The organism is Pseudomonas wayambapalatensis (genome assembly GCF_049942315.1).
Classification (GTDB): Bacteria; Pseudomonadota; Gammaproteobacteria; order Pseudomonadales; family Pseudomonadaceae; genus Aquipseudomonas; species Aquipseudomonas wayambapalatensis.
Window position 1 is genome coordinate 1 of the sequence record NZ_JBNFMU010000151.1, and the last position, 11035, is coordinate 11035.

Consider the following 11035-nt stretch of genomic DNA (forward strand, 5'->3'; position numbering starts at 1 on the left):
GGAGCTGGTCTGAGGGGGTGCTTGAAATTGTACTGGCCTCTTCGCGGGTAAACCCGCGAAGAGGCCAGTACAGGCAAAGGATCAAATTGTCCCGTAACGCTTGCGCGCCTCGATGGCCAGCCCGCTGCCAATGCTGCCGAAGATATTGCCTTCCACATGCCGCGCATTGGGCAGCATCGCCGCAACGCTGTTGCGCAGCGCCGGAATACCGCTCGAACCCCCGGTGAAGAACACCGTATCCACCTGCGTTTCACTGACCCCAGCCTTGGCCAGCAGCTCGCTGACACTGCCACGGACCCGCTGCAGCAGGCCGTCGATGGCGTCCTCGAACAGGCCGCGGGTCAGGTCCGCCGCCAGGCCCGGCTCGACCCTGCCCAGGTCGATGCGCCGACTGGCCTGGTCGGTCAGCTCGATCTTGCTGGCCTCCACTTCCATTGCCAGCCAGTGCCCGGCGCGCTGTTCGATCAGGTTGAACAGGCGGTCGATGCCCAGCGCATCCTCGATGTCGTAGCGCATGCTGCCCAGGGCCAGTTGCGACTTTTGCGAATACAGGGCGTTGATGGTGTGCCAGGTCGCCAGGTTCAGGTGGTAGCTGGTCGGCATCAGCGCGCCGCTCTTCATCCGGCTGCCATAACCGAACAGCGGCATCACGCCCTGCAGGCTCAGTTGCTTGTCGAAGTCGGTTCCGCCGATGTGCACGCCGCCGGTGGCGAGGATGTCATCCTGGCGCTCATCGACCAGGTGGCGCTCGGGCGACAGGCGGATCAGGGTAAAGTCCGAAGTACCGCCGCCGATATCGACGATGAGCACCAGCTCTTCGCGGCTGATGCCCGATTCATAGTCGAAGGCTGCGGCGATCGGTTCGTACTGGAACGACACGTCCTTGAAGCCGATCTTGCGCGCTACTTCGGCGAGGGTATCCTCGGCCTCCTGGTCGGCCGCCGGGTCTTCATCGACGAAGAACACCGGGCGGCCCAGCACCACCTGGTCGAAGCTGCGCCCGGCATTGGCCTCGGCGCGTTTCTTCAGCTCGCCGATGAACATGCCCAGCAGATCCTTGAACGGCAGGGCGCTGCCCAGCACGCTGGTGTCGTGCTTGATCAGCTTGGAGCCCAGCAGGCTCTTGAGCGAGCGCATCAGGCGGCCTTCGTAGCCTTCCAGGTACTCGTGCAGGGCCAGGCGGCCGTACACCGGGCGCCGCTCCTCGATGTTGAAGAACACCACCGACGGCAGGGTGATCTTGCCCTCTTCCAGGGCGATCAGCGATTCGACGCCAGGGCGGTGCCAACCCACCGTGGAGTTGGAGGTGCCGAAGTCGATGCCAAGGGCGCGAGCCGGGGATAGGTCAGACATGGGGAGGGGCTTCCGGAGGCCAAACGGCCGCGCAGTTTATGCCAGTGGCCGACAGAATCAAGACCGATCGTCTGCCATAAGACAAACCCAAGCGAACCTTGAAAGGCTATGCTTGACCCCAATCTTCAGATGCAACACGAAAATTCCTACTGGTGATCCTTAGATGGACTTCAAAGACTATTACAAGATACTCGGCGTCGAGCCCAGCGCGGACGAGAAGGCGATCAAGGCCGCGTACCGCAAGCTGGCGCGCAAGTATCACCCTGACGTCAGCAAGGAACGTGACGCCGAGGACAAGTTCAAGGAGGCCAACGAGGCCTACGAAGTGCTGGGCGATGCGCAGAAACGCGCCGAATTCGACGAGATCCGCAAGTACGGCGGCCAGCATGGCCGGCCGTTCCAGGCGCCGCCAGGCTGGGAAAGCCGCGGCGGTGGTGGCGGCTTCGAGGGCGGCGATTTCTCTGACTTCTTCAGCTCGATCTTCGGTGCCCGTGGCGGCAATCACTTTGGCGGCGCACGCGGCCAGCAGCGCAGTGCCGGCAGGCGAGGGCAGGACGTGGAACTGGAACTGGCGGTCTTTCTCGAAGAGACCCTGAGCAAGGAATCCAAGCAGATCAGTTTCCAGGTCCCGCAGACCAACGCTGCCGGGCAGCGCACCGGTTTCACCACCAAGACGCTGAACGTGAAGATCCCCGCCGGAGTGACCGATGGCGAGCGCATCCGCCTCAAGGGCCAGGGCGCTCCGGGCGTGGGCGGTGGCGCCAACGGCGACCTGTTCCTGACCATCCGCATGGCGCCGCACCCGCTGTTCGATGTCGAAGGTCACGACCTGATCATCACCGTGCCGCTGGCCCCCTGGGAGGCGGCGCTGGGGACCAAGGTGGCGGTACCGACACTGACCGGCAAGATCAACCTGACCATCCGCCCCGACAGCCAGAGCGGGCAGCGCCTGCGGGTCAAGGGCATGGGCCTTGCGAACAAGCAGGGCGAGCGTGGCGATCTCTACGCCCAGCTCAAGGTGGTCATGCCGAGCACCTCCGATGCGACCACTCGCGAACTGTGGACCAAACTCTCCGAGAAGGCCGCGTTCAACCCGAGGACACAATGGAGTAAGTGACCATGAGCAGCACCCTGATCGTTCAACTGGACATGCGAACCTTGTGTCAGGAGGCCGATGTCACGGCCGACTGTGTGATCGAAATCGTCGAGCACGGCATTGTCGAACCCTCCGGGCGCACCCCGGAGGACTGGTTATTCGACGATCAGGCGCCGCTGCTGGCCAAGCGTGCGGCAAAGCTGCACCAGGAGCTGGAACTGGAGTGGGAAGGGGTGGCGCTGGCGCTGGAGTTGCTGCAGGAAGTGCAGCAGTTGCGCAGTGAGAACAGCATGTTGCGGCAGCGGTTGGGGCGGTTTACCCAGATGTGAGGTTTGCAGGCTTGGCCTCTTCGCGGGCAAGCCCGCTCCCACAGGTATTGCACCGTATATGAGACCCGCGCAGTACCTGTAGGAGCGGGCTTGCCCGCGAAGAGGCCAGCACAGCCAACATCAATTTCAGGTTGGTTCGGCACCTGGATTCAGCACCAACTGCATCAAGGTAAGGTCCATCCAGCGTCCGAACTTGACGCCCACCTGCGGCATCTGCCCGGTCACCACGAACCCCAGCCGCTCATGAATGCGCACCGAGGCAGCGTTGCCACTCTCGATGGCCGCCACCATCACATGCTTGCCACAACTGCGTGCACGTTCGATCAACAACTGCATTAGCACCGGCCCCAGGCCTTTACCACGTTGATCCCCACGCACATACACCGAGTGCTCGACGGTGAAGCGGTAGCCCTCGAAGGTACGCCAGTCGCCAAAGGAGGCGTAGCCCAGCACGCCGCTTTCATCCACGGCCACCAGCACCGGATAGCCCTTCTCTACACGTGCAGCGACCCAGGCCTGGCGGTTGGCCAGGTCTACCTGTTGTTCGTTCCAGATCGCCGTGGTGTTGCGCACGGCATCGTTGTAGATGTCGAGGATGCCCGCCACGTCGTCGGGTAGGGCATCACGGATCAGGTAGCTCATGGCAGTGTCTTCGCGAAGTCGATGCTGCAGATTAAATGGTTACCAGCCCGCGCACACCTTCGGCCTGCATGTTTTCGCCGCGGCCACGCTGGACGATTTCACCGCGGGCCATGACCAGGTACTGGTCGGCCAGCTCCTCGGCAAAATCGTAGAACTGCTCGACCAGCAGGATGGCCATGTCGCCGCGCTGGGCCAGGCTGCGGATGACCGCGCCGATTTCCTTGATCACCGACGGCTGGATGCCTTCGGTGGGTTCATCGAGGATCAGCAGGCGCGGGCGGCTGGCCAGGGCGCGACCGATCGCCAGCTGTTGCTGCTGGCCGCCGGAGAGGTCGCCGCCACGGCGCTGCTTCATCTGCTCGAGCACCGGGAACAGCTCGTAGATGAACGCCGGCACTTCCCGTGCCTCGCGGGCGTTGAAGCGCGACAGGCCCATCAGCAGGTTTTCCTCCACGGTCAGGCGCGGGAATATCTCGCGGCCCTGGGGTACGTAGGCAATACCGGCATGCACTCGCTGCTGGGGCTTGAGCGCGGTGATCGGCTTGCCCTCCCACTCGATGCTGCCTTCGCGGGCGGGCACCAGGCCCATCAGGCAGCGCAGCAGGGTGGTCTTGCCCACACCGTTGCGGCCCAGCAGGCAGGTGACTTCGCCGATCCTGGCTTCGAACGACAGGCCTCGGAGGATGTGGCTGCCGCCGTAGTACTGGTGCAGGGTGTCGATCTTGAGCATGTTTGGTTCCTGACAATTCTGCTTTGACTGTGCCGGCCCTTTCGCGGGCAAGCCCGCTCCTACAGGGATCACGCTGTCCTTGTGGGAGCGCGAAAAGGCCGACACAACTCCCTCTGTTCAACGACCGAGATACACCTCGACCACCCGCTCATCCGCCTGTACCTGCGCAAGTGACCCCTCGGCCAGCACCGAGCCTTGGTGCAGCACCGTCACATGGTCGGCAATGCTGCCGACGAAGCCCATGTCGTGCTCCACCACCATCAGCGAATGCGTGCCTGCCAGGCCCTTGAACAGCTCGGCGGTGAATTCGGTCTCGGCGTCGGTCATGCCCGCAACCGGCTCATCGAGCAGCAGCAACTGCGGCTCCTGCACCAGCAGCATGGCGATCTCCAGGAACTGCTTCTGGCCGTGTGACAACAGCCCGGCCTGGCGCGAGGCCAGGCTGTTCAGGCGCACGGTCGTCAGCACGTGCTCTATCCGTTCACGCTGCTCGCCGGTCAAGCGCGCCGCGAGGCTGGCCCAGACCGACTTGTCGGCCTTGAGCGCCAACTCGAGGTTTTCATGCACGCTCAGCGCCTCGAACACCGTTGGCTTCTGGAATTTGCGGCCGATACCGGCCTGGGCGATCTGGTATTCGCTCATGCGGGTGAGGTCCAGGGTGTCGCCAAAGAACGCACTGCCGGTGTCGGGGCGGGTCTTGCCGGTGATCACGTCCATCATCGTGGTCTTGCCCGCGCCATTGGGGCCGATGATGCAGCGCAGTTCGCCGACGCCGATGTACAGGTTGAGCGCGTTGAGCGCCTTGAAACCGTCGAAGCTGACGCTGATGTCTTCAAGGCTCAGCACCGTGCCATGGCGGGTGTCGAGCCCGGCCTTGCGCGGCTGGCCCAGGCCGATGGCGTCGCGGCCAGTGCCAACCTGGTCGAAGACCGGCTCCAGCATGAATTCCGGATGAACCGCAGGGATGCCTCTCATGGCTGGCTCCTTTTCTTCAGCAACCCGACCACGCCCTTGGGCAGGTACAGGGTGACCAGGATGAACAGTGCGCCGAGGAAGAACAGCCAGAACTCCGGGAAGGCCACGGTGAACCAGCTCTTCATGCCATTGACCAGGCCGGCGCCAAGCAGCGGGCCGATCAGCGTGCCGCGCCCGCCCAGGGCAACCCAGACGGCGGCTTCGATGGAGTTGGTCGGCGACATCTCGCTGGGGTTGATGATGCCCACCTGCGGCACGTACAGCGCCCCGGCCAGGCCGCACAGCACGGCGCTGAGCACCCACACCAGCAGCTTGAAGCCGCGTGGGTCGTAACCGCAGAACATCAGGCGGTTCTCGGCGTCGCGCAGCGCGGTGAGCAGACGCCCGAACTTGCTGCGCGTCAGCCGCCAGCACAGGTACAGGCTGCCCAGCAGCAGGGCGACAGTGAGCAGGAACAGCACCGCGCGGGTGCCCGGTGCGGTGATCTCGAAGCCCAGGATGGAGCGGAAGCTGGTGAAGCCGTTGTTGCCACCGAACCCGGTTTCGTTGCGGAAGAACAGCAGCATCCCGGCAAAGGTCAGGGCCTGGGTCATGATCGAGAAGTACACGCCCTTGATCCGCGAGCGGAAGGCGAACCAGCCGAACACCAGTGCCAGCATCCCCGGCGCCAGTACCGCCAGGCACAGCGCCCAGGCGAAATGCTGAGTGCCGGCCCAGTACCAGGGCAGCTCGCTCCACGACAGGAAGGTCATGAAGCCCGGCAGGCCGTCGCCGGCCGCCTGGCGCATCAGGTACATGCCCATGGCGTAGCCGCCCAGGGCGAAGAACAGGCCGTGGCCCAGCGACAGCAGCCCGGCGTAGCCCCAGACCAGGTCCAGCGCGAGGGCGACGATGGCGTAGCAAAGGATCTTGCCGACCAGGGTCAGGGTGTAGGCCGAGACCTGCAGAGCATGGCCGTCAGGCAGCAGCGACAGCAGCGGCAGGGCCAGCAGTGCCAGGACGACGACAACGCCGATGGCCATCGACAGCCGGGGGCCGGCCTTTTGTGTGGCAGTGACAAGCAGTGGCTGGTTCATCAGTCGATTACCCGTCCCTTGAGGGCGAACAGGCCTTGCGGGCGTTTCTGGATGAACAGAATGATCAGCGCAAGGATGAGGATCTTGCCGAGTACCGCACCGATCTGCGGCTCCAGCAGCTTGTTGGCGATACCCAGCCCGAAGGCGGCCCAGAGGCTGCCGGCCAGTTGCCCGACGCCGCCGAGCACCACCACCAGGAAGGAGTCGATGATGTAGCTCTGGCCCAGGTCAGGGCCGACGTTGCCGACCTGGCTCAGGGCGACCCCGCCCAGCCCGGCGATACCCGAGCCCAGGCCGAAGGCGAGCATGTCGACGCGCCCGGTGGACACCCCGCAGCAGGCCGCCATGTTGCGGTTCTGCGTGACCGCGCGCACGTTCAGCCCCAGCCGCGTGCGGTTGAGCAACAGCCAGGTGAGCAGCACCACCGCCAGGGCGAAGCCGATGATCACCAGGCGGTTGTACGGCAGCACCAGGTTGGGCAGCACCTGGATGCCGCCAGACAACCACGCCGGGTTGCTCACCTCGACGTTCTGCGCGCCGAACAGCAGGCGTACCGCCTGGATCAGGATCAGGCTGATGCCCCAGGTCGCCAGCAGGGTTTCCAGCGGGCGGCCGTACAGATGGCGGATCACCGTGCGCTCCAGCGCCATGCCGATGCCGGCACTGACGGCGAAGGCTACCGGCAGCGCGATCAGCGGGTAGAACTCGATCGCGCCTGGGGCATAGCGCTGCACCAGCACCTGCACCAGGTAGGTGCTGTAGGCGCCGAGCATCAGCATCTCGCCGTGGGCCATGTTGATCACCCCGAGCAGGCCGAAGGTGATCGCCAGGCCCAGGGCCGCCAGCAGCAGGATCGAACCCAGCGACAGGCCGCTGAACGCCTGGCCGAGGATTTCACCGAACAGCAGCTTGCGCTGAACTTGGGCCAGGCTGGTCTCGGCGGCGGTGCGCACTCCGGCGTCGGTTTCTGCGCCTGGCTGCAGCAGGGCTTCCAGGCGGGTGCGGGCCAGCGGGTCGCCGGTTTCCCCGAGCAGGCGCACGGCGGCCAGGCGTACCCGAGGTTCGCTGGCGCCCAGTTGCAGGTTGGCCAGGGCAAGGCCTAGGGCGGCGTGCACGGCGGCGTCCGGCTCACTGGCGAAGGCGCGGTCGAGCAGCGCCATTTGCGCCGGTTGCGCGCTTTTTTGCAGTTGCCGTGCTGCGGCCAGACGCACGCTGCTGTCGGCGCTGAGCAACTGATGGCTGGCCAGGGCGTTGTCGATCAGGCTGCGCAGGCGATTGTTCAGGCGCAGCTTGCGCGTGTCGTCTTCGGCGATGCGCCCTTCGCGCAGGTTTTCCAGCAGCGCCAGGCGCGCCGGTTCGGGTTGTGCGGCCCAGCCTTCGAGCAGGCTGGCCTGTTCGGCGGGCTTGGCGCCGAGGAAGAATTCGCCCTCGCTGGCGTGGGTTGCCAGGGGGAGCAGGAGGAGGAGGGTGAGCAGGAGTCTGAGCATGCGGGTAATCCTGGAAATCGGTGGTGGATTCTTCGCGGGTGAACCCGCTCCCACAGGGACCGCGCTGGTTCCAGACCTTGCACCGTACCTGTGGGAGCGGGCTTGCCCGCGAATGGGCCGCAACGCGGCCCCCGTGCAATCAGTTGCCCTTCACCGCATAGTCAGGTCGCTTGTCGTTACCCGGAATGAACGGGCTCCACGGCTGCGCACGCAGCGGCTGCTCGGTCTGCCAGACCACACTGAACTGCCCGTCATCCTGGATCTCGCCGATCATCACCGGCTTGTGCAGGTGGTGGTTGGTCTTGTCCATGGTCAGGGTGAACCCCGACGGTGCCTGGAAGCTCTGCCCGGCCAAGGCCTCACGCACTTTGTCGACATCGGTGGACTTGGCTTTCTCGACCGCCTGCGCCCACATGTGGATGCCCACGTAGGTGGCCTCCATCGGGTCGTTGGTCACCGCCTTGTCGGCACCCGGCAGGCCCTTGGCCTTGGCGTAGGCCTTCCAGTCGGCGACGAACTTCTGGTTGACCGGGTTCTCCACCGACTCGAAGTAGTTCCACGCCGCCAAGTGGCCGACCAGCGGCTTGGTGTCGATACCACGCAGTTCCTCTTCACCCACCGAGAAGGCCACCACCGGCACGTCGGTGGCTTTCAGGCCCTGGTTGGCCAGCTCTTTGTAGAAGGGCACGTTGGAGTCGCCATTGACGGTGGAGATCACCGCCGTCTTGCCGCCCGCGGAGAACTTCTTGATGTTGGCGACGATGGTCTGGTAGTCGGCATGGCCGAACGGCGTGTAGACCTCTTCGATGTCCTTGTCGGCCACGCCCTTGCTGTGCAGGAAGGCGCGCAGGATCTTGTTGGTGGTGCGCGGGTAGACGTAGTCGGTGCCCAGCAGGAAGAAGCGCTTGGCGCCGCCGCCGTCTTCGCTCATCAGGTATTCCACCGCCGGGATCGCCTGCTGGTTGGGCGCAGCGCCGGTGTAGAACACGTTCGGCGACATCTCCTCGCCTTCATACTGCACCGGATAGAACAGCAGCCCGTTGAGCTCCTCGAACACCGGCAGCACCGACTTGCGCGACACCGAGGTCCAGCAGCCGAACACTACCGCGACCTTGTCCTGGGTCAGCAGCTGGCGACTCTTCTCGGCGAACAGCGGCCAGTTCGAGGCCGGGTCCACCACCACCGGTTCGAGCAGCTTGCCGTTGACCCCGCCCTTGGCGTTGATCTCGTCGATGGTCATCAGCGCCATGTCCTTGAGCGACGTCTCGGAAATGGCCATGGTCCCGGACAGCGAATGCAGGATGCCGACCTTGATGGTCTCGGCCGCCTGGATGCTCCAGCTCAGGCCCATCGCCGCGATCGATGCGCTGAGGGTGAAGGCCTTGATCAGACTGCGTCGCTTCATGTGCTCTCTCCGCTGAGTGTTGTGGTGTTGGCAGAGGGGAGAGTGCAAAGGCTGTGCCGTGGTGCGCGAAGCTGCGGATTAGAAGGGTTGTGCTTCGATGCGGGGCTCTGGCAGGGGCCAGGTTGGTGCTTGCTCGGCGAGCCTGCACAGGATTGGGGCCAGAGGGTGAGCAGTTTATGCGCAGCGCGCTGGGGGCGAAGTGAAACTGCACACCATGAGTGTGAGAGCGGGGTTTGCCCGCGAAAGGGCTGCAGAGCAGCCCTGTGCAGATCAGTTGTCGCGCACCACCGCTCGTGGCTGGCGCTTGCTGCGCACGAACTGGTAAGTGACCGCCAGGATCACAAACCAGATCGGCGTCACCACCAGCGCCGAACGGGTGTCGGCCTCAAGGCTCAACAGCACCAGGATGCCGGCGAAGAACACCAGGCACACGTAGCACATGAAGCGCCCGCCAGGCATCTTGTAGATCGACTTCTCGTGCAGCGCCGCACGTTGCTTGCGGTAGCTCAGGTACGACAGCAGGATCAGCGTCCAGACGAACATGAACAGCACCGCCGACACCGTGGTCACCAGGGTGAAGGCTTCGATCACGTTCGGCACCAGGTAGATCAGCACCGCGCCGAGCAGCAGGCACAGGCAGGAGAAGTACAGGCCGTTGGCCGGCACGGCGCGCCGCGAGAGTTTCTCGAAGGACTTCGGGGCATCGCCTTCCTGGGCCAGGCCGTAGAGCATGCGGCTGGTGGAGAACACGCCGCTGTTGGCCGACGAAGCGGCCGAGGTCAGCACCACGAAGTTGATGATGCTCGCCGCTGCCGGCAGGCCAGCCAGCACGAACAGTTCGACGAACGGGCTCTTGCCCGGGACCACGTCGCGCCAGGGCGTGACCGCCATGATCGCGATCAACGCCAGCACATAGAACACGATGATGCGGATCGGGATCGAGTTGATCGCCCGTGGCAGGGTGCGCTCGGGGTTCTTCGCTTCGGCGGCGGTGGTGCCTACCAGCTCGATGCCGACGAAGGCGAATACCGCGATCTGGAAACCGGCGAAGAAGCCGAACAGGCCATTGGGGAACATGCCGCCGTCATTCCACAGGTTGGCCAGGCTGGCCGTGTGGCCGCTCGGCGACTGGAAGCCGGTGACGACCATGTACAGCCCGGTCGCGACCAGGCCGAGGATGGCGATGATCTTGATCAGGGCGAACCAGAACTCCATTTCGCCGAACAGTTTCACCGTGACCAGGTTCAGCGACAGCAGCACCGCCACGCAGGTCAGCGCCGGTATCCACTGCGGCAGGTCGGGGAACCAGAACTGTGTATAGGCGGCGATCGCCACCACGTCGGCGATGCCGGTGACGACCCAGCAGAACCAGTACGTCCAGCCGGTGAAGTAACCGGCCCAGGGGCCGAGCAGGTCGGCGGAGAAGTCGATGAACGACTTGTAGTTGAGGTTCGACAGCAACAGCTCGCCCATGGCCCGCATGACGAAGAACAGCATGAAGCCGATGATCATGTAGACGAAGATGATCGATGGGCCGGCGAGGCTGATGGTCTTGCCCGAGCCCATGAACAGGCCGGTGCCGATGGCGCCACCGATGGCGATGAGCTGGATGTGGCGGTTGGTCAGGTTGCGTTGCAGATGCTGGTCATCTGCCTGGGGGGATGAGGTCCGGGTCATAGGCTGCATTCCATTGAGGGTCAGTCTTCTTGTGAGCGAAAGCCGGTTAGGCTAACACGCACTGCAAAGGTGCGGGCGTGACAGATCGCCACGATCTTGGCGGTGCAGTGGCGATTCTTGAATGACTGAAATCAACGGATGCCCTTTTCGGGGGGGAAAACCAGGGACCCAAGCACGGAGGAACTGGCCCTGCGCGGAGGAGCGGAGTTATCGACAAGCAGGAAGGACGCTGAGTAACAAGGAAGCCCTAACCCACACAGCAAGC

Annotated in this window: 10 protein-coding genes; 2 read left to right on the forward strand and 8 right to left on the reverse strand. The window is 64.4% G+C overall.

The window, feature by feature from the left end:
- Positions 1-81 precede the first annotated feature (81 nt).
- The gene (locus tag ACPZMI_RS09515; protein WP_186665966.1) at positions 82-1353 is read right to left on the reverse strand and encodes an Hsp70 family protein; all 1272 of its coding nucleotides are present in this window, start codon (positions 1351-1353) and stop codon (positions 82-84) included.
- Between the two features lie 163 nt (positions 1354-1516).
- Here ACPZMI_RS09515 and cbpA point away from each other — a divergent pair, with 163 nt between their 5' ends.
- Together cbpA and ACPZMI_RS09525 are read left to right on the forward strand one after the other, a co-directional pair.
- The gene (gene cbpA, locus ACPZMI_RS09520; RefSeq protein WP_426352108.1) at positions 1517-2470 is read left to right on the forward strand and encodes a curved DNA-binding protein; all 954 of its coding nucleotides are present in this window, start codon (positions 1517-1519) and stop codon (positions 2468-2470) included.
- A 2-nt stretch (positions 2471-2472) separates the two neighbouring features.
- Entirely contained in the window at positions 2473-2778 is a 306-nt protein-coding gene (locus ACPZMI_RS09525; RefSeq protein ID WP_186665968.1) for a chaperone modulator CbpM, read from the forward strand.
- 126 nt (positions 2779-2904) lie between these two features.
- Here ACPZMI_RS09525 and ACPZMI_RS09530 read toward each other — a convergent pair whose 3' ends face one another.
- The 7 genes from ACPZMI_RS09530 to cycA form a co-directional block, all read right to left on the reverse strand.
- A complete protein-coding gene (locus ACPZMI_RS09530; RefSeq protein WP_426352109.1) occupies positions 2905-3420 on the reverse strand; it encodes a GNAT family N-acetyltransferase in 516 nt (171 codons plus the stop codon).
- A gap of 31 nt (positions 3421-3451) precedes the next feature.
- Complete coding sequence (gene urtE / locus ACPZMI_RS09535; RefSeq protein ID WP_426352110.1) at positions 3452-4150, reverse strand: urea ABC transporter ATP-binding subunit UrtE; 699 nt, start codon at positions 4148-4150, stop codon at positions 3452-3454.
- A gap of 117 nt (positions 4151-4267) precedes the next feature.
- Entirely contained in the window at positions 4268-5125 is an 858-nt protein-coding gene (gene urtD, locus ACPZMI_RS09540) for an urea ABC transporter ATP-binding protein UrtD (protein WP_186665971.1), read from the reverse strand.
- On the reverse strand, positions 5122-6201 hold the full coding sequence (urtC, locus tag ACPZMI_RS09545) for an urea ABC transporter permease subunit UrtC (protein ID WP_426352111.1): 1080 nt from the start codon (positions 6199-6201) through the stop codon (positions 5122-5124). Before urtC ends, urtD begins: the two co-directional genes overlap by 4 nt.
- The gene (gene urtB, locus ACPZMI_RS09550) at positions 6201-7688 is read right to left on the reverse strand and encodes an urea ABC transporter permease subunit UrtB (protein WP_426352112.1); all 1488 of its coding nucleotides are present in this window, start codon (positions 7686-7688) and stop codon (positions 6201-6203) included. The genes urtC and urtB overlap by 1 nt, the downstream gene beginning before the upstream one ends.
- 139 nt (positions 7689-7827) lie before the next feature.
- Positions 7828-9093, reverse strand: coding sequence for an urea ABC transporter substrate-binding protein (gene urtA, locus ACPZMI_RS09555; protein WP_186665977.1), 1266 nt, complete (start codon positions 9091-9093; stop codon positions 7828-7830).
- Between the two features lie 270 nt (positions 9094-9363).
- A complete protein-coding gene (gene cycA / locus ACPZMI_RS09560; RefSeq protein WP_411383351.1) occupies positions 9364-10770 on the reverse strand; it encodes a D-serine/D-alanine/glycine transporter in 1407 nt (468 codons plus the stop codon).
- Positions 10771-11035 lie beyond the last annotated feature (265 nt).